The sequence below is a fragment of the Nitrososphaera sp. AFS genome (assembly GCF_009898475.1).
Classification (GTDB): Archaea; Thermoproteota; Nitrososphaeria; order Nitrososphaerales; family Nitrososphaeraceae; genus Nitrosopolaris.
This window is the reverse complement of record NZ_QURE01000003.1, coordinates 1-22,342: the sequence shown is the minus strand read 5'-3', so window position 1 is coordinate 22,342 and position 22,342 is coordinate 1. Positions and strand designations below refer to the sequence as shown.

Below are 22,342 nucleotides of genomic sequence, written 5' to 3'. Positions count from 1 at the left end.
CCATAAAAACTTATTCTGAGCACAATGGTTTATTTATCGCCTCTTCATTTGCCGGATGTTGACTCCTCGATTTCGACTTTTTAACAGGAAGGCTGACTTTTCAAAAGTAGAACCTGAGAAAGGTGACCAACAACCTTCTTTAAAAATATCGATTTCTGATGGCTTGTCGATTTTGCACGATCTGGAGGTACAGAATACTCAAGAAATTTGTTCCAAGTTATCACTGATAAGAGCAAACGTGATACGATCCCTAAAGAACATAGAAAAGCTTGCAAAAGAATTAGAAACTGAAAAAATCAAAATTGAAGAGACGAGGTTTGAGCCAATTGTAGAGAACTCTAAGCGAATTGTCGTTACGAGTTTGAGACGTGAGTGTTCTATAGAGATCCCGGAGCCAGCTTCACAATCGGAGGCAATAAAATTCGGCCAAAGGTTGGAGGCAATTACGAGCCGATTCAGAGAAGTTAGCACCTCTCACAATAGGGTCTTTAATGTCTTCATTAAAAAATATGCTGGAAAGCTGAAGGATGAATTCGAGACACTCTCTTCTCAATTCAAGGAAGCAAATGCTATCTTGAGAGAGTTTGATACACTGCAAAAACCATTCTCTGACTGTACCAGCCTTTTGATGACATTATCGGATGCAAATACTTCAATGGCTATTGAGCAGCAGCAACTCAAGAATAACGGTACCGAATTAAAATTGTTAGAGAACAGACTTGGAGATCTGAACCTCCAGATGGTGAACGTCCAAAACTCATCGGAGTTCCAAGAATACTCCAGGATTAAAAATGAAATAAGTAAAGTGGAAGATAAAAGAGTAGAGATTCAGAAGGAACTGATCCATTTAATTAGCCCAATATCCCGCGCGTTAACAAAGTATTCTTATGGCATCTCAAAGCAGACATCAGAGCGACTAAACGCATTGTCTAACGAGCCAGCTATCGTCCTTTCAGAGAAAGAGATAAAGCCCTACCTCGATATTCTGGTCGATATTCAGAGGCACTTAAGTACCGAGAGAATACATCTCAAAGATGCACCAAAGGTAGAGCGTCATCTAGAAAATCTTATAAAAGCTTTGCCAAATATAAGGGAAAGATACCAGGCGCTCCAACGACAATTAGCCTCACTAAACCAGCGAAGAAACACCGAATTTGATAGACGATCTCTGGGGCTAAAAGAGGAAATCTCACAAACCCTGAGACATATTGAAGAGATGACCACCGAAGCAAGTCAGTCGAGTCTCCAACTCAAGGATAAGCAATTGCAGATAGATCAATTACGCAGCGAATCCGAGGCGTGTCTTTCAAAAGTATTCAGCAAAAAATATCACCTTGAGTTTTAGCTAAAGTTTATCGCCAAAAGATAGAGACTATACCTAGTGACATAATCGCTAAGCCTCCATACGAAAGAGGATACAACCCAATTGCATAACCCCCGATGGTTATTCCGATGCCGCTGAACACCATCAACGCTTCGCCGATCCTCCTTTGGTTTCGCAACATAAGCCATCCCACAAACTTAATTATAAGTCTATGTCGAAATTAGCTTTCGAAAGAAAATCAGGTGTGGATCAGCCCTCCTTGGCTTCCGGTATGCGGAGACTGGCCTACAAATTTTCTTCTGAAGTGTCCCGATGGTCTTTTTGATAACAGTTCGATAAACCAGGCCTCATGCTCCACCTCTTCTTGCATTATTCTTTGTGCTATGTCATACGTTCTCGGGTCCTTTCCTGCAGTCATATCACAAACCTCACCCCAAGATCTAATAGCGCATTGTTCAGCCTCTAAAAGGACCTTCAATATTGATCGGAGGTCTTCCCAGTTATCAGGTAAATATGCGTCAGGACATCCTGCCTGATCTGCAAACTTTCTAATGTCGCGGGGCAAACTTCCGCCCAATTCATACAATCGCGGGACCATCGCTTCAAAATGATTTCTATCTTCGATCCTTGCATCTTCTACGATCTCCTTTATACCTTCTCCATCTAGTCCTGTGCAATGCATTCTTAAAATCGTGTAATAATAGTATGTTGTAAATTCTGCACCGACTCCCTTGGTAATAAGTTCCTTCAACCTCTCGATGTTAACGCCATTTTTTTGAAGGACCTCCAGAGCAACAATATTCTGAATCGAATCTTTTGAATTATTTGCCATAGCCTAAATCCAGTGCTAAAGTATAAAAGTTTTTGTTGGCAGAATTTCTCGAGGCATGAAATTTGTGTAACTAAATTAGTTCTTCACACGCGCTACTTTGATTCTATCAAGCACCTTCCAGTATTCAACTTCGCCGCCTTGGTGGACTTTATCGATGATATCTTGCTCCACTGCAGATGTGTCGAAAACCTCGAAGGTCTCCAAATCCATGAGTTGGAGGACATTGCCAGACATTGAGATGATTTGACCGTTTCTTTTATCTATTAGTGGCACTTCCACACCTGCAGATACCGGAGAGACTAGCGTATGTTTCGAACCATCAAACACACTAATAGCGGAGACCCTTGCCTTAGCAGAACCATGTTTTCCAGGCTTACTATGATCATATGATACTATTCTACAAGGCTCTCCATCTATCACGATGTACGAACCAACTTTCAGGCTTCCCAAGTCCATTGGTTTGCTCAATGCAATTCCAAGCAAGAAAGGTTCTATGAATATTTAACACTTCTGTTCACTTCAATTTATCTAAGATTGATAAACTAACAAGGTTGATTAACTGGAGGCCCTTTCTGGCCACATCCCTTTGGGTCCTTTCACAATATTTCTGGTCACTCTGATGTGTTTTTTCGCCCTCCACCTCTAACATTATTACATTTCTTGCATAGGGGAATACGAATTTTGGATGTGACGAGTTCAAAAACTGTAATTGCGCTAAGGTGAGATTCCTTACTTTTTCGCGTCTTGCAATAATATTCGCAATATCTGAGATCTCCAGTTCTCCATAAACATACCTCGTAAAATATATAGACATGTATTTGATATTGGGTGAACTTCGTTCAAATAATGAATCACTTAGCTTAAATACAAACGATAGTCTTTCCGGGATCCTAGTGTAGATTAATTCCAAATCTATAGAATCAGAAAAGGAGGCCAAGATGTAGTGGTTGGCTCTATTTGGAAAATAGAGCATGCTTTCAGAAGAGAATGTTGCGGTTACAAAGTATATGTTTGTTATGTTGATAGAACTCGAAAGCTTTTCTACGAGATTGTTAGATTCTTTCTCATGGGGCGTACATATATACCCCTGCACGCCACGAGCAACTGTCAACCAAATTCTAAGAAATGCACCACGATAAATATATTACCATCAATCCAAGTCTAGCAGCCATGCTCAGTTTGGATAATGAATAGCCCGGTAATTGTGCCGGGGTTGACTATTTCGTGCTTTGAGCAACATACCAACGATTAGAGCCCGCACCTTGAAGCTTAGTTTTGTGGTAAGGAAGCAGTGCATAACAAGTAGCTACCGAAAATGCTCCAATTGGATCAGACATAAATGCCTTCCATGCTGAGCGAAACGCTACCCCCAATGGAAGCCGAATATGAAACTTGTCAACCCACTTATCGATCTGACGGTGGCCAATTGTAGACCTAATTACCTGTGAATTAAAATCTTTAATTGTTTTAGGCGGGTTAAAACAAACCACCGAACGATCATTGTATACAATTTCTTTTCGAAGTTCTAACACCTTACATTGTAGATATAGATCAACCGCAATAATTCCTTCGGGGATAATAATCTCCTTTGCTATATCAGTCCTGATCAAGAGTCCTCGTCCAATTGTTGTATACTGGGAAAGCCTATTCAATTTCACAAGCCTTAGCCACGTTGAGACGAAGCGAGACGCCCTCCCTGCAATGGTGGAAGATTCAGCCGGCAGCGTATTCGAGATACATAACCCTGTATGCCCGTTTAAAGACGATAACAATTCTCTGATTGAGTCTTTGTCTGGCATGACGTCTCCGTCGAACAACACGATGAGATGTCCGCTCGCATTCTGAAAAATTTCATTCCATGCACTTGCTACTCCTCTTCTTGAAGAATGGTGCAGGCACCTTATGTTTAAATATGGATTTCTTAAGGCAAATTCCTCAATCAACCTAACTGTGCTGTCTGATGAATCGTCAGAAATAATTATCTCACAAATTCCGAGGACTTCAGATTGTTGTTCTGAGATTACGGCAAGGAGCTTGGTAATGTTACTTTCCTCGTTGAAACACGGAATGCCCACAGTTAATTCTACTCTTGCCAAATCCGAACTCAAATTATGTTTACGAATTGGGATTGATGTAACAAGATTCATATATGTTTGTTCAATCCCTTCCTAGGATTTTGCAAAAGAGCAAATTTAGGGGAAGTGAACTAGAAAACCTTTTAAATTCAGTGAGCCTCGAAACAAACCAGCTAGTGGCACCTTTGTTCTTAAGGGAGCATAGACCGAAAGTGCCTAGAACAGCTTTATTTCCGGATTTCTCTACAGTTTCTATAGAAGATACAGTATTTAAGGTCAGGCAACTGATGAAAATGGGAATATCTTCAGTGATTCTATTTGGCATTCCTTCTTTGAGGGACTCAATTGGCACCGACGCTTCGAGCAGGTCTGGCATAGTACAGAGAACGGTAAGAAAATTAAAAGAGGAATTTGGCAAGGAACTTACAATCATAACCGATGTCTGTTTGTGTCAGTATAACTTGTCCGGGCAATGTGGTTTGAGTGATTTAACAGATGACACTATTGGTAATGACATTACTGTTCAATCTCTTTCTGAGATCGCAAAAACTCATGCTGAAGCAGGTGCAGATGTGGTTTCGCCTTCTTCGATGATGGATGGCCAGGTAAAGTCAATTAGAACGATTTTGGACGAAGCTGGTTTTAAAAAAATAAAAATCTATCCTTATTCTATCAAATACGCCTCCTCTCTTTATTCGCCGTTTAGGTCTTTGGCATTTTCAGAGCAGATCATGGACCATGTTCACATAGACAAGTCCTCATACCAGATTCCATTTAGCAATAGCAGCGAATCCATTCGTGAGATTCAAAATGACATCCTCGAAGGAGCAGACATGACAATTATAAAGCCTGCTATCCTGTATCTAGACATTATATCCACAGTTAAGGAGAAGTTTCAATTTCCCCTAGCTGCACAAAATGTTTCTGGAGAATATGCAATGATTAAATCAGCTGGGTCATTAAATTGGATTGACGAACAGACTTGGATAATTGCCTCAATTTGCTCAATGAAGCGCGCAGGAGCAGATCTGATAATCTCATATTTCTGTAAAGACATAGCTGCACTCCTAAACGGTTGAGATTCAATATTTTACAATCCAGAATATGGCGGCAATGGTTTCAGCTGTAAGAATATATACCATTTGCGATACTCGAGATTGTCCCGCGGTAGCTCAGCCTGGTAGAGCTTTCGGCTGTAGATGTTGGCTGACTGAAGCTGACCAAGTGAAACAGCCTACTGGGCTCACAAAGATAGAAACCGAAGAGTCGCAGGCTCAAACAAGTTATGCCTCAAAACTTGGAGCAAATCCTGCCCGCGGGATAAAATGTCACGAACATGCATTAGTTTTTTCCAAGCTAAAGATACTACCAATCGACCAATTAAACTGAATGGATTAGAGTTGGGCTTTGAGAGGTAAGTCTTAAGCTAGAAACGAACTTCCATATCGCATTTATATTGTTATGACAATTTTTGCTTGGATGCTAATGAGGAACCTGGAAGAGCCGGCTGAATCAGAAACCTACATGATGACGATTATGAGTGCTGAAGCATCCAGTGGAATTTTCAGAATCAAGGTGGCTTGAGTGAAACTACTTGGCCTTTTTAGCGGAGGCAAGGACAGCACTTTCGCTTTATATAAAGCAGGAAAGATAGGGCACGAAATCTCATGTCTGGTGACGATATGTCCTTACGGTGACTCTAGTATGCTCTTTCACTATCCTAACTGCCGCCTTGCGACATATTTGGGCGAGGCCTTGAATATCCCTTCTCTGGTTTTTAATGCAAAATCGGTAACAAAGGAGGAAGAAGCACGAGACTTAGAAAGGTCGATAGTAAGGGCAACATCTCAGTACCAAGTGGAGGGAATAGTACACGGAGCAATATATAGCAGATATCAGAAACACGTAATCGAAAAGATCTGCGAAAAACTAAGCCTCGAGGAGGTATCTCCTATCTGGCACATTGAAGAATCTAATTACATGGATATGCTAATTGAAAAGAAATTTGAGATTATGATCGTAGCGGTGTCTGCTATGGGACTAGACGATTCGTGGCTAGGCGTAAGGTTGGATTCGGAATCATTAGAACGCTTGAAACATATCGCCAGAATATACCGCATCAATTTAACATTTGAGGGCGGCGACGCAGAGACACTGGTAGTTGACTGTCCAATATATCGAAAGAAGCTCGAGATTAAGAGAGCTACTACAAAGTGGGACGGTCAGCGGGGAATATTTGAAATACAAGATGCGGCACTTGTAGAGAAATAGACATGCTAGATAACCTCCGCTCCGGCCTTAGGGACGCATTGAAGAAAATAGTCGGAGCTTCTGATATAAACGAGGAAATAATCGATTCTCTATGTAAAGATGTTCAAAGAGCTTTGCTGCAGTCGGATGTAAATGTCAGACTAGTACTTTCAATAACTAATAGGTTGAAACAACGAGCGTTAACTGAGCATCCCGTGAAGGGGCTTTCGAGAAAGGATCACATAATCACTATTTTGTATGGTGAACTTGCACAATTGCTCGGATATGCCGGGGAGACGATTACTAGCATAGACAAAGTTCAAAAGAGCTCTGATGATGGATTGGGTATCAAATCAGGGCAAAAAAACGTTGTTTTAATGCTCGGTATTCAAGGAAGCGGCAAAACTACTGTTACGGGCAAGCTTGCAAAGTGGCTGATTAAGCATGGGTACCGCATTGCTGTTATAGGAGCAGATACTTGGAGGCCTGGGGCCCTGGCTCAGCTAAAGATGAACTGCAGTAAAATCGATGTTGAAGTATTTGGGGACGAGTCGAATAAAGACCCGGTTAGTATAGTAAAGAATGGGCTTGAACACTTCAAGAAGGCGGGTCTTGACGTGATTATTATTGATACGGCTGGTCGACACAAAGAAGAAAGAGGATTGTTAGAAGAAATGAAGACGATGTACGAAGCTTCAAAACCAGATCTTGTATTGCTTGTAATAGACGGTACAATAGGGCAACAAGCTTTCAGCCAAGCAAAAGCATTCCATGATGCTGCGCCAGTAGGCGGTATAGTGATATCCAAACTTGATGGGACTGCCAAAGGAGGAGGGGTTATAGCAGCGTCCTCAGCGACGGGAGCTCGTGTAATGTTCATAGGAACAGGTGAACGCATCGACGATTTGGAAAGGTTTTCTCCCACCCAATTTGTCGGGAGGCTGTTAGGAATGGGAGACATCCGGGCATTACTCGAAATGGCAAAGAATCTTGAATTACAGGCAGATGAAGGACAGGCAAAGCGTCTTTTGAGTGGAAAAATGACAATCGAAGACTTTTATTCACAAATGGAAAATGTCGGAAAAATGGGCTTTAGAAACGTTATTGACAATTTGCCAGGACTATCTGGAATGGTAAAAGATGACCAGCTAGATGCTTTGCAAAACAAAATGGAAAAATGGAGATTCATTATTCAATCCATGACCAAAATCGAAAGACGTAACCCCGATATTATGAATGATTCTCGAAGGAAGCGAGCAGCAAGAGGATCTGGATTGACAGAACATGATGTGAAAGAATTGATCAAACAATACAATAATTCCAAGTCAATGATGAAACAAGCAAAGGGCCGGCAAATGCAGGGAATGTTGCGGAGGTTCGGTATTGGTTAAAAAATCCTATCTTCGATTCAGCGACTTAGAGTTAAGAAATTACTATAATCTTTGTGCCTTCTGTACTAGTCGTCTCACTAGTCTTAGAATAGGTGATCAATTGTGCATTGATTACGGGTCGTGCTTTATCTGCCGTGGACTCATGAATCAATTGGATTATCTCGATCTATTGATTGAATCAGAAGTGGGTAATAATTACGAATTTGAGACCTTCTGCATTGGCATAAGCTTACCTCACGATATTTTTGATCGGGAAGATCAGGTTAGAGCCAGGCACAAATTAAAAGGAAGTGAGAGTATAAAGAGCCAGCTTCAAAATCAATTGAGGGAAAGATTTCAAGAAAGATCAAAAAAAAAACTGTCTTTCTCTGAACCAGATTTGTCAATCAATGTTGTCATATCGCAAGTCGGCAAAGCAAGGATTTTTGCCAAATCAAGATCGTTGACTTTTACTGGACGATATATCAAGAAGCAACGGGGTCTGCCTCAACGGCAACGACTCTGCAGACAATGCGAGGGCGAGGGAAACGAGCGCGAATCCCGCATCCAATGTAGTCACCATGGCCGCAGTATCGAAGGTATCATCGCAGCTGAACTGATTCGCGTTACCAAATGCAACTTCCTAAAATTCTCATGGGTGGGTAGTGAAGATGCCAGTAGTTTAGTATTTGGTAAAGGCAGGCCATTTTTTGTTCGCCTATCAGATCCTAAACTGAGGTCTTTAAACTCTCATATTTTCATAGAAACTTGCGAAGTCGAGATAATTTTAAGGGCAGGACCAAAAAGTGCACCTCAATCTCCTATTCGCTTTATTACAAGGGCAAAAGTCCTTGTTGAAAGTTCTGAACCCTTTGAGGTTCAGAAACTCGAAGCCCTTAGCCGACTGAACTTTTCCCTTGTGAAATTTCAAGATAAGAACAGGTCAACATCAAAGAGAATATACTCCATTGAGTGCTCAAGCGTCACTAACAAGTGCTTCGAACTGAAGATTATGGTCGAAGGAGGGTTCACCATAAAAAAATTTGTAAGTGGATCTGATAATACGGTCCCCAACGTATCTGAGATTATAGGAACAAAGTGTGAGACTAAGGTATTTGACATTTCTGAAGTTGTTCTCAAATAGTGCTATTATTGATTATGTATTGTTCAGAAGGTCAACACATACGACGGTCATGTAGTGCTAATTGGGTGTAGAAAGCCTGTAGGGGGATATGATACCACTCCACAAATACATAACGCGTTCGTTAAGTTTGATGATAGCCATTATTTGCTCTGTTTGTTGATTAACCTGCTTCGGTATGTTGTTGGATGTGGTAATCCATTGAAAGAGAAGTGAACTCAGTCGTGGTTCATATGCAGACAGCAGACTGCAGCTTTCATATTTTTTGTTGTAAAAAATGCTACATAGGTTCTAAATTGACGATGTGTTGTGCGTCAGGCCTAAAGAGTAAAAATGGTCCTCAATATCAAATGCCAAAGAACAAAGCACCCCCTCGCGAAGTGGACAATGATTTCGTGAGGGACCTTCGCCCAGCCTCAATGAATGCCACTTGTCGATTATCGCTTTTTCGATCCCTTCTTCGAATGTTCCGAAAACTCTGTGAAGCCACATTTGCCGCAGCTGAATCTGTCACGGTGTTCAGCCATGAATACCCCCTTTCCGCACCTAGGGCAGTCTCGCTTATTTCGGGTTAGATTTTCGCCTTGAATTTGATAAAATAGGTGAACTGATACCTCACCCTTTGATTTCTTCTTGTCTGCCAAGTTATCTCTTGCTCCTACTTTGTCCTCGGGTTTGACCCGCAAGAGCTTGTTTCGCTTTTAACTTTGCAGCCTTTTCTTCAGCGAGAATTTTTTTTCTTTCATCCTTAGGTAAAGTCCTCAGCGTCATATACCTGGGTAAATAGTCCTTAGCAGTTTTTTCATCCTCGTAAACGTAGAAAGTGGCCAGTACATCACTTTTGCCTTTAAGGCAAGTCATCGAAATAGGAAGTACTGCCTTTCCTGTATAATGTTGTGTTGCAACTAATGCCGCCGCCTCTGATTTTTTGATTCTTCCGGCCGCATTTTTCAGAAGCACGGTTAACTCACGCCTCTCCAAAAGTAAATTATCTCGATCATCAAGTTTAACAAGTTCTACTGCTGCCAATCCCTAACCATGCAGTAACCTAATTTAACTCATATAAGTATTCCTGCCAAGAACACGATTACAATTGGTTCGATGACATAGGTTCGGATTGCGAAATTGATACCCTCGTTCAAAAATAAGCAGCATACTCTATTTGGTATAATTAATCCGGTCGGGCCCGGTGGGCTTCGATCCCACGACAACTGGCTTCGGAGGCTTATGCTTGTTGATTAGCACCCTATCCTGGCTGGGCCACGGGCCCCTTTATTCCATCGTTTTTGGACGTTATTTAAGGATACCCTAGTACATTTATTGCAAAATAAATGAATTTAATTTTATTATCTGAATCCTGTGAAATTCCTATAATATGGTCACTTAAATAGAATAGTTAGCGCAGGCCCCAATTTTTTATAAAAAAGATATATACTAACTTTGACACAATTATGATGATGTATGCAAAAATAGGCGATTTAGAAGTACTACCATATTATTTGACCGACGTTCTAATAGGGGATATTTTGGTAGTTCAAGCACTTATTTTAAATCCGCTAGATTGGCACCATTTCTATGATCGAATTTCTATAATGAAAAGAGGAGACAAGGCAAATTTCTTGGTAGTAACTAAGGAAGGAGAGAGGCTTACTGGCATTGGACGTCTAGAAGAGGTCGAGAAGTGGACTAGCAGACTGAGATATGGTTTCAAAATTAAGATTAACGTCTCGAAACAAAAATCGTTATCAGATCGTCGCCAAAAAATACAACATGTCTGGGAAAAGCCAGCGGCAATAATGATTTGACAAGACGAATACTAGTATTCCAAGTAAGGCCCGCAAATATGCATCCATTATGGAGCTGAAACCTAATTTGCTACATCATAGGTAGATAATTTGTAAAACCAACGGCTACGATAGAATAATTAGGATTATTGGGAAGATCTCTTAAAGTTAGAAATTAGCCTAAATCTACTGCAACGATAGTAAGGGAGTACTTAGGGATCAGTCACTTGTTTGGCTTATAAGACTTCGATTAGGGCTTTGGCTTTAATTCTTAATTAAAATATAATAAATCGATCTATGGTTCCGCCGATCCAATAGTTAACGATCACAGTCATGGCCAATTAAGGCGACAGAACCCGATTGAGAAACATGTAAACACAATACATTCTTTTTGCAACGATAGACCACTAAGCCTCATCTATGTATCTTAAGCTGAGTCATTCTTCCTAAAAGCATATAAAGCCAAAGGGTTACGAGCCAAAAAAGTGAACATTACACTTATACAAGCGCAAACAGCGCAAAGGAGGAAGTGATTTCAAGGTAGAGTGTTGTTTGCGTGGGGTGTAAGTAGAACTGAATGGCGTTAAAACTTTTGCAATTGATATAGACGGAACATTGACTGAGGACGGCTGTGGCCGAGTGCATTTGGATGGCCTCGGAGCGATGCGATGTTTAGAAGACATGGGCTTAAGAGTAATTTATGTTACCGGAAGATCATCAGTCGAAGCATTTGTACTTGCAGTATTCGGAGGGACCACGCACCTCTCCGTTGGTGAAAACGGGGGCGTGATAACTACAGCGCCTAATAATCACATACTACTGGCTAGAAAAGAAAATTGCTTAAAGGGATATGAAGTGCTGAGACACAACTTTGAAAGAGTCCAGATGAAGCCAGTTTTCAATAGGCTCACTGAAGTAGTTTTAGCAAGAACGTTTGATTTACGAGAAGGAGCGAAAGTGTTAGTAGAAAATGGGCTAGACCTGACACTAAGTGACAGTAAATATGCATACCATATAAATGAAAAAGGTGTTGATAAGGGATCAGGATTGTTGAAAGCTCTCAAGATGCTAAATTTAAACTCACAAGAAACGGCGGCTATCGGAGACAGTGAAACGGATATACCACTCTTCGAAGTTTGCGGTTGCAGTGTTGCGCTAAGCCACTCTGATGATTCCGTTAAGGCAAAGGCCAAACACGTAGTAAGAGGTAGAGCAGGGAAAGGCCTAGTCGATGCCATAAATTTGGTGATGCTTAATCATATGGAAGCGTTTCGCTAGAATGACTTTTCGCAAACTAGTCAGCGAAGCCGAGCACCTCATTTCAATCGGGCTTTCAAATTTAGGTCATGCCGGGCATAAATTTGAGCTTCTTGACCCACCTAAGCCTGAATTTGGAGATTTAAGTTCGAATGTCGCTTTTGAGTTAAGTAAGGTTTATGATGTAAAACCCTATCAATTTGCGCAAGAGTTTGTTGAAAATTACCTTCGACCAATAATTAGAGACGAGCATGAGAAAGGATCCTTATCAATGATTGCTTCCGCCGAGGCACATCCGGGCGGGTATATCAATTTTAGGACGAACAATGATACCTTTTCTGAAATTACATTATCTAGAGCCCTAGAGGACCCAAGCTATGGTTTCTGGGATGTTGGCGGAGGAAGAAGAGTAAATTTAGAACATACGAGTGTAAACCCTAATAAAGCTCTTCATGTTGGCCACCTTCGAAATGTTATCTTAGGAGACGTTATCTATAGAATTTTACAATTTACGAATCATGCGGTCAAAGTACTGAATTATGTTGATGACTCGGGTTTGCAAGTCGCTGACATAATAGTCGCATTCAAGTTTGCAGGATTTCCTGTTGAGCCGCCTAGCAAACCAATGAAATTTGATAGGTATTGTGGAGATTATGTATATGTTAAAGTAAATGAACTCTACCCGACCAAACCCTCTTTGCTGGAAAAGAGGAGATATATACTGAAGGAGTTGGAGGTAGGGCAATCTGAATTAGCTAAATTTGCTTCTACAATTGTCCTTAGGGTTCTGCTGGATCAGCTGACTACATGTTGGCGAATGAAAGCACATTATGACCTCGTGAATTTTGAATCACAAATCGTTCTTTCTGATCTTTGGGACAGAACATTTGATTGGCTGAAGAATAAAGGACTGGTGCAACTAGCAAAGGAAGGAAAAAACGCTGGTTGTTGGACTATAAATCCTGAACGTGCGAGCGATCAAGAAAAGGTGATAGTGAGGAGTGATGGCACCCTGACGTATATAGCCAAGGATATACCATATGCGGCCTGGAAGGTGGGTTTTGTGAATGATCCATTTTCATACCGAGAATTTTGTGACCAATGGGACAACACCGTGCTATGGACGACAACTTTGGACATTTCGCAGGATAAAAGCGAACATCCTGACTTTACCTCCGCAGACAAGGCTATTACTGTGATAGACTCGAGGCAGTCACGATTACAGTGCATTATATCTTGCGTCCTCTCGAAATTCCAACAATCAGATAATATTTACCTCCATCTTGGATATGAGCCTGTCTCCTTGAGCTCTAGAACTGCACACAACCTCGGTACGATCATCGATGCGAAACATTCAGTCCAGATGTCCGGCCGAAAGGGCATCCAAGTCAATGCAGACGATCTTATTGACTTGGTTAAACTGAAAGCCTACGAGGAAGTAAGTTCCAGACATCCGGGTTATTCAAAGGAAAGATTGGAAATGCTTGCAGAATCAATTGCCGTAAGTGCGGTAAGATATAATATGATAAAATACGATTTAGACAAAAACATTGTTTTCGATATTACCGAATCAATAAATTTGGATGGCGATACTGGCCCGTATTTACAGTATGCATATGCAAGAGCTCAAAGAATTCTAGAGAAATCGAGGGAGAAATATTGCAGAGCACCGCTCAGTAAGTTGAATAGCGAACCTGAGATTAGAATCATCAGAGTAATTTCAAAGTTCGACTTGGTTATAGAAAATGCGGCTAGATCGCTGAAACCGAAAATCCTTGCAAAATACGTACATACCTTGGCAACCGCATTCAACGTGTTCTATGAAACTACCCCTGTCTTAAAGGAAGATAATAGAGAAATTAGGATTGCGCGAATTGCACTAGTAAATGCTTTTTGCAAATGTCTTGAGGTAGCATCAGGACTTCTGGGGATACAATCGCTAAAAGAGATGTAAATGAGGTTCGGCCGATATTGAGCTTTCTGGTTTTATGATGCTCTTTTATAGACTTACGGGAAAAATAATTAGCTTAATTGATTTAACCATACTTACATAAATATCGCGCTGAGTTCATAAATTGCTTGATTTGTATTTCAAACCGTTGAAGTTAACGCCGGGTGTGATATAAAGTAGCCGCCTTTCACCGTCAAAACATAGGCAAAGCTAGTAGTGACAGTCATTCTTTAGTGTCTTAGTCTTATCTATTTTGGACAAATAGTTCATAAATTCCATAGTATCTAGATCCCAATGAAGGTGGGGTGGCAGAGCGGTTATGCGTTCGCCTGCAGAGAAATGGGGGGAGCGAATTAATAAGGGTTCGAATCCCTTCCCCACCTCTAAAGATCAGAACCTTAGATGCGCTTTGTTCGCAAACTTGTTGACCTCTTTACACCTCCAAAGGATCTCAACAACCAAATATCGGTGATCTATGAACACACATGTGATATTGATTCCCGAGATCCTTACCAGCCTGCTTATTCTCCCAAAGGGGACAGTTAAAAATGAAGGGATTTTTTTTGCAATGCTGATAGCGCTCATCGCGCTGATTGCTATTGCTGTGATTCTAAGAAAGCGCGGAGGAAAAGAAGAAGCCTGATTTAAGGGTCATGAATCTCAACACCTATTGTCGGTTATATGGTAGAAATGAAAAAAAGGCCAAAATTGGGGCATCCGTTCAGCATTATTAGTGGGACTGTCGATAGTTCTGACAAACGGGTCTTAACAAGACTAAAACAAGCATGGTTTAGGTCCACCCTGAAGCGAACCGGTTCAGCACCACTCTTGGGAACCAAATCCTAAACTTTAGGGGGATGCTAGGCCACGTTAATCTCGGGACATGTTCGACTTCATTTAAGCCGGGCTTTGAACTTGAACTTCAATTTCATGAGGTTTACTGCTGAGGTTCTAACGGCCACTCCCAACCTTTAATGCTTCTACAGATCTCAACGTACCGATATTGCCGTTTGGGGTTATCCTCTAGTATTTCTCGGCCTGCTATCTAATAATAAATGATGTTGTGTTCGAAACAAAAGATTATTTGTTTTAGAAGTTGCGGACTAACAGGCAATTTTTAAGTCCATCTCTTCACATCCAATTGTCTATTGAAGGCTGGTGGGCGATATAGACCATCGGAGAATTTTCCCATTCTCACCAAGCCGCATCCTTTGTAGAAGCTACTTCGACTGCAGTTACTCTGGAGTTACTGCAGTTACTCTGTCTGGAGTTACTGCAGGCCGAATCTAGTGTAGCATCTAATGCTCAATTAGGTTACTCTATCGATCAAATCCTGGATCATCTCGAACCAATTCTTTTGTCATCGCATTTTGCTTAATAGATGGCTTTTGCAAATTTCCTAGCGTAGGAGGCTAATACTAATCCATCGAAACAGCATCGCGCAACCTTCAATTAATGGGCGGAGTATAGTTTTCTAAATGGCAGGCAAACTGACTGAGATCAGGGAAACAACCTCAGATGCCGTCTCTATTATTCGCGAGCTTGGGTCTCCAGGAGTGCAGGAATCCCTGGGAAAAATACTTGAAGCGGCAAACGCTGCAAAGGAGATCATGGAAACTTTCAAAACACCGGAATTTGTGAAGAATGTAGAGAATATCAAGTTAACTGCTGAGTCCATACAGAACTCCTCCATCAAGATCGAGAACGCAGTCATCGAGATGAAGCAAAGCGGTGTTTTTGAACAGGCTAGAGAGACCCTTAAATCTGCTAGTAGAACCTTTGGCACAGTAGGTGATAGCAAAGGGCTTGGCGAGATGAGCGACAGTCTGAAGGAAACACTAAATTCCATAACAGAGTTAGTTAATGAATTGAAGGCGGCATTAACAACTTCAAGGAAACACGGCGCTATAAGTAATGCTAAGGCTGCGATTAGTGAATTTTCTGATGTTTACAAAGGCTTTTCCGATTCACCTCGATAATCAACCTCTGCGTTTACATAGATATTTCTAATAAGACAGTTGCGTCAACTCCCCTTTACACTAACTATTCCCACATTCACAAATTCTGCTCCTATCCCGTATCCCAACAGTGCAATACCTGTTCCCAATCCTGCCATTTCAATACCACCTTTAATCCAGTTTTTCTTAGCCATTCTACCTTTAATCGCTCCGACTATAAACGAAGAAACTACACTTATGGCTATAGCTAAAGCGATAGATAGCCAAGGCGATAGTTGTCCAGCTTTCACTGCAAAGTAAGGCAATATTGGAAGTATCCCACCAAGTAAAAAAGATCCGAACATAACTAGGGCTCCCTTGAGAGGGCTTCCCAATATGTCCAAATTTAGTCCCAGCTCTTCTGTCAACATTGTTTTAAGCCAAACATCTTTGTTTGAAGTTATCTTGTCAACCACTCTTTGGAGTTCATCACCTTGAAATCCCTTTGCCTGATATATTTCCACTATTTCTTGACGCTCCTTGTGTGGAAGGTGTTCAATCTCAAACTCCTCTCGTTTTATCTCTGACTCTAAAATCTCCCGCTGAGATTTGACGGCCAAATAATTTTGGACTGCCATAGCCTTTGCCCCAGTAAACATGCCTACCAAAGCTGCCAAAATTACTACGTCCGCTGAAATCTGAGCTCCACCCACCCCAGCAACGATGCCAAGCGATGTGTTTACTCCATCACCAAAGCCGAAAACAATATCCCGGATGTAGCTACTCTCTTTTACATGAGGCTCTATATGTGTAGAACTCTTCAAATTCAATCCACCATATTTTGTTAATACAGTATATATACGATGGCTGGATTTTGGCTGGTCGTGAACCCAGATGAGGTTAAATCGCTTGGCTAGTCATCTTCATCGTTTGAGGGGTTCATTTAGAATATCACTTTACCATTAGTTAACGGATCCTGCAACTCGATCATTGCGCCAGTGAAAAGAAACTTATCCCCACGTATTGAAATACAAGTATGGCCGTTGTTCAAGGCTTCTTCTCCTTTGTAAGCCCTCATTGACTTTCATTTAAGTTCTACCTTTGGTCGTTCCGCAATTAATAGTGAATATTCACCTTTGAGAGATTCAGTAGATTCTACGTATTGTCATAATTCCTTATTATATATTGTATAACCTATGTTGTGACTTTAATGCCCTTTAACAGGAAGATAGAGGTCTCTGCAGCCTTATAGCTCTGAATCGTTATATTCCACTTCTAAAAGTTTCGAATTATTTGTAGTCCAAAAAACGAACCCATTCCGGAAACCACAGATCGTATTCAGGCACACCAATTCCCCGTGCAAGAATTTCGGGACTATTGTAATAAATGTTATCCGCACCAAGTTCTTTTTTCACGCGCACGTTCAGTTCATCAATTGATGAAACTTTTCCGACGTATTTGTTTGCGACTAACTCTCTATTTTTTGTGTATAGACCAACTTGTCTACCGTCTGCGGTAGGAACATAACTCACGACTAAATCGACACTTTTAGCACCTGCTTTTCGCAAATAGTATATCGTTTCCTTTGCCGTACCCCCTGTTTGAATTGTGCCTTGAATTGAAGCTATTCTTCTGTTCCTAACTTGATCTTCAACTATAAATTTTAGAGACTTATGAGTCGTGAGCAACTTATTCTTGCTGACTTGTTCTGAAAAATCTATCATATGATCTGCATCGTCATATCTATCTTTTATTACGCCTTCGGCCATGTCAAAATTCTTCCTAATCATTCCAATCATGATGCTATAGCCTAAGGCCATTGGACGAGTGTAATCTGGTTCAGCATACGCCCCATCAATTGAATATTTGATTCGAGAACTGAGAAAATCAGCCTGCTTTTTGCCAATTTCTTTTCTAATCTCATAAATGCTTTTGTTTTTAAATAAAGAAGTTACATGCGACTCTCTTATGAATTCAAAAGGATCCATAAGCATGTGCCTAGGTCTAAGGTCACTTGATAACTCTTCAACTGCGCCCTCATGTAGTGCTATCAGGGACCCTGCACGAACATCCTTAAATTCCAAATCTACTAGATTACGTAAGGAATTTTCTGAAGCTACAATGCTTAGCATTTTGTTTCTGTCCGAGGCAAGCACAAGGGGCTTAAATCCTGTGCTGTTCCTAAAAGCGTAAACCGAATCGCCTAATACTAGAACTAGATTTCCACGAAGATGTCTGTCCAAAAATTCTATGCTCCTCTCCGGCTGATATCTTTCGAATAGCAATTTCGTAAAGATAGTCGATACCTTGAAAAGGGAATCCGACTCCCGCGAAGTCCCGACAAGTGGATGAAGATGGAGCTTCTCTAGGTCAACTAAAAAGCCATCGAGGACCACGTTAACCCTATTCATACTCTTGAATTGGGGTGAACGCTTCGAAAGATATCCAATTCCGAGACCATCGGTTAATTTTCGAGAATGAGCAAGCAGTGTCAGTTGGCGATCGGAGGGTAGAGAACCGTACCCCGAAATAGATTTATTCGATGTTATTATCTTCCAATACGCCTTACCCCTATGCTGCAGCATTCGCATGCAAAGGGACAATAAGTAAACTACATTGGTTTTTGACCCTGCTGCTGAGCTAATCCCGACAATGCCGGCCAATATTTGTTAGAAGTTCAAACCCAAGAAGATATTTAAATCATCTATCCTGGAACCTGCTCGCGACATGAAAAATATTAATTCGGGCACAAGATAGTACGTTCGTTGCTCATTGGACTTTTAGGGAAAGCCAATGTAGGTAAGTCTACTTTTTTCAATGCAGCTACGGAGCAGGAAGTACAAACAGCAAATTATCCCTTCACAACGGTCAAAAGCAATTTGGGTACTGCAAATGTGAGAGTAGATTGTGTTTGTAAGGAGTTCAAAGTCAAAGATAATCCAATTCATTCAATTTGTATCGATGGGGTTAGATTCATTCCTGTTAGAATGCTTGATATACCAGGCTTAGTTGAAGGAGCACATCAAGGCAGGGGTCTGGGAAATATATTCCTTGACGATATACGACTAGCAGACGTGCTAATTCATATAGTCGATGGTTCTGGTTCAACTGACAAAGACGGAAAGCCAGTGGTCCCTGGTTCGGCAGATCCGCTTTTGGATGTAAAGTTAGTCGAAGATGAATTGGATTATTGGATTCTTTCTATCGTGAACAGAGAATGGTCAAAAGCAATTAAGGAAGCGAATAGCAGAGGACAGAAAGTCGAGCAGCTAATTTCAAAGAGGTTGTCAGGTCTAGCAATTAAAGAGGATATCGTGCTAGAGTCTTTGAAGGAGGTTGGACTAATTGGTAAAGAACTTAGGAATTGGCTAGAAGAAGACTTGAAGCGATTTAGCAAAAGCATTAGACTAAAAGGTAAGCCTATTATCACAGTTGCAAACAAGGCTGACCTGCAAGCAGCCAGTGAGGTTATTGCGCGAGTTAAAGATTTCAAGGCAGTGATACCTTGCTCAAGTGAGGCAGAACTGTTGCTGAGAAGAGCAGCCAAACGTGGAATTTTGACTTATACTCCTGGCGATCACTCATTCGAACTAGAGAGTGCTTCGCTATCTGAGCCGCAAAAGAAGGCATTGGATTTGGTTAAAACTGTGTTAAAACGGTATGGGTCCACTGGAATACAAGAAGCAATAAATCGCGCTTGTCTTGGATCCTTAGACTCGATTATAGTATATCCTGTCGAAGATGAAGTGAAGCTGACTGACAAGAAAGGGAACGTATTACCCGAAGCTCGTTTGCTCCCTCACAACTCGACTGTCAAGGACCTAGCGAATCAAATACATGAAGATCTAGCTAAAGGTTTTCTTTTCGCGATAGATGTGAGGACTAAACAAAGACGAGGTTCTGATTACCAGCTCAAGAACAACGATGTGATCAAAATAGTTTCTACAACAAGCAGGGGCTAGAAGGAAGGCATGTTCTGTCTCGGGATCGAAAGTACTGCTCATACGTTCGCTTGTTCAGTTGTTCAATATTCATTTTACCAAAACCGACTGATAGGTAAGATACTCTCGGATGCTAGAGATATCTATGTGCCTCCTACTGGTTCTGGGATACATCCTAGAGATGCTTCGCGACACCATTGCAAGGCAGTCGAAACCGTTTTCAAACATGCACTCTGTTCAGCAAAGGTATCAATGAGGGATATCGACGTCATCGCGTATTCTGCTGGCCCGGGTCTAGGTCCGTGCCTTCGAGTGGGAGCAGTCGTTGCAAGAACCCTTTCAGCTTTTCACAGTAAACCGTTGGTGCCAACTAACCATGGGATTGGACATGTAGAGCTAGGAATAATGATTTCGCGCGCCAAAGATCCGTTAGTGTTGCTCGTCTCTGGAGGACACACAGCGATTTTGGCTTTTTCTGGAAAAAGGTGGAGGATCTTCGGAGAAACTTTAGACATCACATTAGGTCAACTTTTCGATCAATTTGGGAGAAGCTTAGGCTTACCGTCTCCGTGTGGTCACGAAATCGAACAGCTTGGTAGGAAAGCTGCCGGTAATTATAGACTCTTACCGTATGTAGTAAAAGGAAATGACGTCTCATTTTCTGGGCTTCTTACTTCGGCCATCCGATCTGTCCATAACAAGAGTAAGGAACTTTCTTTGGGCGAGATTTCCTTCTCTCTTCAAGAGACGTCATTTGCGATGGTGACCGAAGCAGTTGAGAGAGCACTTTCACTGACGTTAAAAAATGAATTTTTAATTGTTGGTGGAGTTGCAGCTAACAACAGACTAGCAGAAATGTTGAAAGAAGCCTGCAAAAGACAGAAATGCAAGTTTTACCGATGTCCTGCAGAACTCGCTGGTGACAATGGAGCGCAGATAGCCTGGGCCGGGATCTTAGAATATGTTGGAAAAGGAAGACATGTCCAAGTTGAAAAAGCATTTATAAACCAATCATGGCGAATCAACGATGTGGAAGTTATTAGAAATTGATGTTTAATTGGAGCTTTTGTGAATGTTAATTTGCTGTTCTATGGCTTTTGCCCACTTTCGGTTGCTATAGACACTAAACTTGTATGCAGTATTTCTGGTTGCAATAAAAAGTTTAGTAGCTATTCGGCCTTCGGCCTTTACTGTTAAAATGTCGTCGAGAGGTATTTCCACCACCAATTCCTCCGCCTTCTTAGAGAGAGTTAATAAAGTCCCCTCAGTCTTCTGAAAAATGACTCGTTGATTAGTTAATATTAAGATGCCATTCTTCAAATTGTCTTCTGCGCAATCCTCATCAAGGATCTTTTTTTCTCCAGATCTAGGTTCGACTGGGCTCATGTTTTTATGCCATTTTCCTACTCTATATTATTATTGCAGCACCAAAGAAGAAAATTGCTCAAAAAAGGCGCTGAGGCAGACATTTTTCTCACAGATTGGTACGGCAAAAGAGCCATAGCTAAAGTTCGGACCGTAAAAGCATATCGCCATAAATCTTTGGACTTGGACATTAGGAGGCGGCGAACGATTCGCGAAGCCCAGATGCTCTCAGGGGTGAAACCTATCGGTATTATGTGTCCACATGTTTACTTTGTCGATCCAATTTCGTGCGAGATCATCATGGAATTCCTTGCAGCGAAGAATGCTAAAGAAATAATCAATTCGGAGATATCTTCGCAAATTGGAACATATGCAGGCTTACTTCATTCAAGGAATATTATCCACGGGGATCTTACAACTTCAAATTTCTTATTGGAGGATAAGCTTTATTTATTGGATTTTGGACTTTCTTTTCATTCTGACCGTCTTGAAGATAAGGCAGTTGATATTAGATTGATAAAAGAGACATTTAGCAGCGTACATTACCCCCAGTTTGAAACTCTTTTTTCAGGTTTCTTGCAGGGTTATTCAACAATACAAGGCAAGAAGATGGTCAAAAAGCTGCTGACTAAAGTTTCGAGTATCGAGAGAAGAGCCAGATATGCGCTCCATTAAATTAATTGAAATGGTCATGTCCTATCGAGAGCAAGAAGTTATATTCCCTCGTCTGAATGAATGAATCCTCAGTGTTTCCGACTTTTGTTCATCGAGTTCTGTATGGCTGCTGCATCTCTTTCCTCTTGTGAAGAGGCGATTAACATACCCTTTGACTCCATTTCTAGGTGGAGTTTTCGATCTTCATCAGTAGTGAATATAGCTCCACAAACAAAGCATTGAAAATCTGAAATAAAGTGCAGGACACTTCTCCCATTTCTTTTCGCACTTTCACTCGACGACAAACAATGCGATTCCCCAGAGGGTGAATATAAAATTTTGCAAAAATGAACGAGTATCTAACCTAGGGCCCAATTTCACTAGCGACTTCAATACGTCTTTTTAGATGGCTCAGATTTCAAAATTCACGAGGTCCAGAAGATCCTTAGATGTCGACTTTT

General features: G+C 41.2%; 25 protein-coding genes and 3 tRNA genes. 15 read left to right on the top strand and 13 right to left on the bottom strand.

What is annotated here, in order from left to right; all coding sequences use genetic code 11:
- Positions 1-55 precede the first annotated feature (55 nt).
- Positions 56-1,345 carry a hypothetical protein gene (locus DYY65_RS00620; protein WP_162476064.1) on the top strand — a complete coding sequence of 430 codons (1,290 nt, stop codon included), beginning with the start codon at positions 56-58 and terminating at the stop codon, positions 1,343-1,345.
- Between the two features lie 7 nt (positions 1,346-1,352).
- Here DYY65_RS00620 and DYY65_RS12320 read toward each other — a convergent pair whose 3' ends face one another.
- The 5 genes from DYY65_RS12320 to DYY65_RS00600 all read right to left on the bottom strand — a co-directional run bounded on the left by DYY65_RS12320 (position 1,353) and on the right by DYY65_RS00600 (position 4,303).
- Positions 1,353-1,505, bottom strand: coding sequence for a hypothetical protein (locus DYY65_RS12320; RefSeq protein WP_236561568.1), 153 nt, complete (start codon positions 1,503-1,505; stop codon positions 1,353-1,355).
- A 57-nt stretch (positions 1,506-1,562) separates the two neighbouring features.
- Positions 1,563-2,156 carry a DNA protection during starvation protein gene (dps, locus tag DYY65_RS00615; protein WP_162476063.1) on the bottom strand — a complete coding sequence of 198 codons (594 nt, stop codon included), beginning with the start codon at positions 2,154-2,156 and terminating at the stop codon, positions 1,563-1,565.
- Between the two features lie 75 nt (positions 2,157-2,231).
- A complete protein-coding gene (locus DYY65_RS00610; RefSeq protein WP_370519250.1) occupies positions 2,232-2,612 on the bottom strand; it encodes a translation initiation factor IF-5A in 381 nt (126 codons plus the stop codon).
- 58 nt (positions 2,613-2,670) lie between these two features.
- The gene (locus DYY65_RS00605; protein WP_162476061.1) at positions 2,671-3,267 is read right to left on the bottom strand and encodes a hypothetical protein; all 597 of its coding nucleotides are present in this window, start codon (positions 3,265-3,267) and stop codon (positions 2,671-2,673) included.
- Positions 3,268-3,373: 106 nt separating this feature from the next.
- Positions 3,374-4,303 carry a glycosyltransferase gene (locus tag DYY65_RS00600; RefSeq protein ID WP_162476060.1) on the bottom strand — a complete coding sequence of 310 codons (930 nt, stop codon included), beginning with the start codon at positions 4,301-4,303 and terminating at the stop codon, positions 3,374-3,376.
- 29 nt (positions 4,304-4,332) lie between these two features.
- Between DYY65_RS00600 and hemB the strand changes: the two genes are divergently transcribed.
- The 5 genes from hemB to DYY65_RS00575 all read left to right on the top strand — a co-directional run bounded on the left by hemB (position 4,333) and on the right by DYY65_RS00575 (position 8,995).
- Positions 4,333-5,310, top strand: coding sequence for a porphobilinogen synthase (gene hemB / locus DYY65_RS00595; protein WP_162476059.1), 978 nt, complete (start codon positions 4,333-4,335; stop codon positions 5,308-5,310).
- Positions 5,311-5,392: 82 nt separating this feature from the next.
- Positions 5,393-5,552, top strand: a tRNA-Tyr gene (locus DYY65_RS00590).
- 263 nt (positions 5,553-5,815) lie between these two features.
- Complete coding sequence (locus DYY65_RS00585) at positions 5,816-6,502, top strand: diphthine--ammonia ligase (RefSeq protein ID WP_370519248.1); 687 nt, start codon at positions 5,816-5,818, stop codon at positions 6,500-6,502.
- Positions 6,503-6,504: 2 nt separating this feature from the next.
- Positions 6,505-7,872: a signal recognition particle receptor subunit alpha gene (locus DYY65_RS00580; protein ID WP_162476058.1), complete on the top strand. Its 1,368-nt coding sequence runs from the start codon at positions 6,505-6,507 to the stop codon at positions 7,870-7,872.
- Positions 7,873-8,014: 142 nt separating this feature from the next.
- Positions 8,015-8,995 (top strand): hypothetical protein, encoded by a 981-nt coding sequence (locus DYY65_RS00575; protein ID WP_162476057.1) that lies wholly within the window; start codon positions 8,015-8,017, stop codon positions 8,993-8,995.
- Between the two features lie 434 nt (positions 8,996-9,429).
- Here the strand turns inward: DYY65_RS00575 and DYY65_RS00570 are convergent, their stop codons facing one another.
- The 3 genes from DYY65_RS00570 to DYY65_RS00560 all read right to left on the bottom strand — a co-directional run bounded on the left by DYY65_RS00570 (position 9,430) and on the right by DYY65_RS00560 (position 10,262).
- The gene (locus DYY65_RS00570; protein ID WP_162476056.1) at positions 9,430-9,636 is read right to left on the bottom strand and encodes a 30S ribosomal protein S27ae; all 207 of its coding nucleotides are present in this window, start codon (positions 9,634-9,636) and stop codon (positions 9,430-9,432) included.
- Position 9,637: 1 nt separating this feature from the next.
- Positions 9,638-10,021, bottom strand: a complete 384-nt coding sequence (locus DYY65_RS00565) for a hypothetical protein (protein WP_162476055.1) — start codon at positions 10,019-10,021, stop codon at positions 9,638-9,640.
- Between the two features lie 152 nt (positions 10,022-10,173).
- Positions 10,174-10,262, bottom strand: a tRNA-Arg gene (locus tag DYY65_RS00560).
- Positions 10,263-10,491: 229 nt separating this feature from the next.
- Here DYY65_RS00560 and DYY65_RS00555 point away from each other — a divergent pair.
- The 6 genes from DYY65_RS00555 (at position 10,492) to DYY65_RS00530 (ending at position 15,963) form a co-directional block, all read left to right on the top strand.
- Positions 10,492-10,797: a hypothetical protein gene (locus tag DYY65_RS00555; protein ID WP_236561567.1), complete on the top strand. Its 306-nt coding sequence runs from the start codon at positions 10,492-10,494 to the stop codon at positions 10,795-10,797.
- 552 nt (positions 10,798-11,349) lie between these two features.
- Positions 11,350-12,054, top strand: a complete 705-nt coding sequence (locus tag DYY65_RS00550; RefSeq protein ID WP_162476079.1) for a phosphoglycolate phosphatase — start codon at positions 11,350-11,352, stop codon at positions 12,052-12,054.
- Between the two features lies 1 nt (position 12,055).
- Positions 12,056-13,987 (top strand): arginine--tRNA ligase, encoded by a 1,932-nt coding sequence (locus tag DYY65_RS00545; RefSeq protein WP_162476053.1) that lies wholly within the window; start codon positions 12,056-12,058, stop codon positions 13,985-13,987.
- Between the two features lie 296 nt (positions 13,988-14,283).
- A tRNA-Cys gene (locus DYY65_RS00540) sits at positions 14,284-14,367 on the top strand.
- Between the two features lie 92 nt (positions 14,368-14,459).
- Positions 14,460-14,627 carry a hypothetical protein gene (locus DYY65_RS00535; RefSeq protein WP_162476052.1) on the top strand — a complete coding sequence of 56 codons (168 nt, stop codon included), beginning with the start codon at positions 14,460-14,462 and terminating at the stop codon, positions 14,625-14,627.
- Between the two features lie 835 nt (positions 14,628-15,462).
- Positions 15,463-15,963: a hypothetical protein gene (locus DYY65_RS00530; protein ID WP_162476051.1), complete on the top strand. Its 501-nt coding sequence runs from the start codon at positions 15,463-15,465 to the stop codon at positions 15,961-15,963.
- A gap of 44 nt (positions 15,964-16,007) precedes the next feature.
- On the opposite strand, the gene DYY65_RS00525 is transcribed toward DYY65_RS00530, so the two are convergent.
- The 3 genes from DYY65_RS00525 to DYY65_RS00520 form a co-directional block, all read right to left on the bottom strand.
- A complete protein-coding gene (locus tag DYY65_RS00525) occupies positions 16,008-16,745 on the bottom strand; it encodes a VIT1/CCC1 transporter family protein (RefSeq protein ID WP_201449232.1) in 738 nt (245 codons plus the stop codon).
- Positions 16,746-16,864: 119 nt separating this feature from the next.
- Positions 16,865-16,999: a hypothetical protein gene (locus DYY65_RS12660; protein WP_255457403.1), complete on the bottom strand. Its 135-nt coding sequence runs from the start codon at positions 16,997-16,999 to the stop codon at positions 16,865-16,867.
- 211 nt (positions 17,000-17,210) lie between these two features.
- A complete protein-coding gene (locus DYY65_RS00520; RefSeq protein ID WP_162476049.1) occupies positions 17,211-18,584 on the bottom strand; it encodes a hypothetical protein in 1,374 nt (457 codons plus the stop codon).
- Positions 18,585-18,686: 102 nt separating this feature from the next.
- Between DYY65_RS00520 and DYY65_RS00515 the strand changes: the two genes are divergently transcribed.
- Positions 18,687-19,883, top strand: a complete 1,197-nt coding sequence (locus tag DYY65_RS00515; protein ID WP_162476048.1) for a redox-regulated ATPase YchF — start codon at positions 18,687-18,689, stop codon at positions 19,881-19,883.
- Positions 19,884-19,892: 9 nt separating this feature from the next.
- Complete coding sequence (kae1, locus tag DYY65_RS00510; RefSeq protein ID WP_162476047.1) at positions 19,893-20,912, top strand: KEOPS complex N(6)-L-threonylcarbamoyladenine synthase Kae1; 1,020 nt, start codon at positions 19,893-19,895, stop codon at positions 20,910-20,912.
- 3 nt (positions 20,913-20,915) lie between these two features.
- Here kae1 and DYY65_RS00505 read toward each other — a convergent pair whose 3' ends face one another.
- Positions 20,916-21,248, bottom strand: coding sequence for a hypothetical protein (locus tag DYY65_RS00505; protein WP_162476046.1), 333 nt, complete (start codon positions 21,246-21,248; stop codon positions 20,916-20,918).
- Positions 21,249-21,254: 6 nt separating this feature from the next.
- Between DYY65_RS00505 and DYY65_RS00500 the strand changes: the two genes are divergently transcribed.
- Complete coding sequence (locus tag DYY65_RS00500; RefSeq protein ID WP_255457402.1) at positions 21,255-21,902, top strand: KEOPS complex kinase/ATPase Bud32; 648 nt, start codon at positions 21,255-21,257, stop codon at positions 21,900-21,902.
- A gap of 68 nt (positions 21,903-21,970) precedes the next feature.
- On the opposite strand, the gene DYY65_RS00495 is transcribed toward DYY65_RS00500, so the two are convergent.
- A complete protein-coding gene (locus DYY65_RS00495) occupies positions 21,971-22,186 on the bottom strand; it encodes a hypothetical protein (RefSeq protein WP_162476044.1) in 216 nt (71 codons plus the stop codon).
- Positions 22,187-22,342 lie beyond the last annotated feature (156 nt).

Bases quoted from the DNA above. Each gene is read 5' to 3' on its own strand.
- DYY65_RS00530 (WP_162476051.1), top strand. From the start codon at position 15,463: ATGGCAGGCAAACTGACTGAGATCAGGGAAACAACCTCAGATGCCGTC.
- DYY65_RS00500 (WP_255457402.1), top strand. From the start codon at position 21,255: ATGCCATTTTCCTACTCTATATTATTATTGCAGCACCAAAGAAGAAAA.
- DYY65_RS00535 (WP_162476052.1), top strand. From the start codon at position 14,460: ATGAACACACATGTGATATTGATTCCCGAGATCCTTACCAGCCTGCTT.
- dps (WP_162476063.1), bottom strand. From the start codon at position 2,156: ATGGCAAATAATTCAAAAGATTCGATTCAGAATATTGTTGCTCTGGAG.
- DYY65_RS12660 (WP_255457403.1), bottom strand. From the start codon at position 16,999: ATGAGGGCTTACAAAGGAGAAGAAGCCTTGAACAACGGCCATACTTGT.
- DYY65_RS00620 (WP_162476064.1), top strand. From the start codon at position 56: ATGTTGACTCCTCGATTTCGACTTTTTAACAGGAAGGCTGACTTTTCA.
- DYY65_RS00610 (WP_370519250.1), bottom strand. From the start codon at position 2,612: ATGGACTTGGGAAGCCTGAAAGTTGGTTCGTACATCGTGATAGATGGA.
- DYY65_RS12320 (WP_236561568.1), bottom strand. From the start codon at position 1,505: ATGTTGCGAAACCAAAGGAGGATCGGCGAAGCGTTGATGGTGTTCAGC.
- DYY65_RS00505 (WP_162476046.1), bottom strand. From the start codon at position 21,248: ATGAGCCCAGTCGAACCTAGATCTGGAGAAAAAAAGATCCTTGATGAG.
- DYY65_RS00580 (WP_162476058.1), top strand. From the start codon at position 6,505: ATGCTAGATAACCTCCGCTCCGGCCTTAGGGACGCATTGAAGAAAATA.
- DYY65_RS00545 (WP_162476053.1), top strand. From the start codon at position 12,056: ATGACTTTTCGCAAACTAGTCAGCGAAGCCGAGCACCTCATTTCAATC.
- DYY65_RS00600 (WP_162476060.1), bottom strand. From the start codon at position 4,303: ATGAATCTTGTTACATCAATCCCAATTCGTAAACATAATTTGAGTTCG.
- DYY65_RS00575 (WP_162476057.1), top strand. From the start codon at position 8,015: ATGAATCAATTGGATTATCTCGATCTATTGATTGAATCAGAAGTGGGT.
- kae1 (WP_162476047.1), top strand. From the start codon at position 19,893: ATGTTCTGTCTCGGGATCGAAAGTACTGCTCATACGTTCGCTTGTTCA.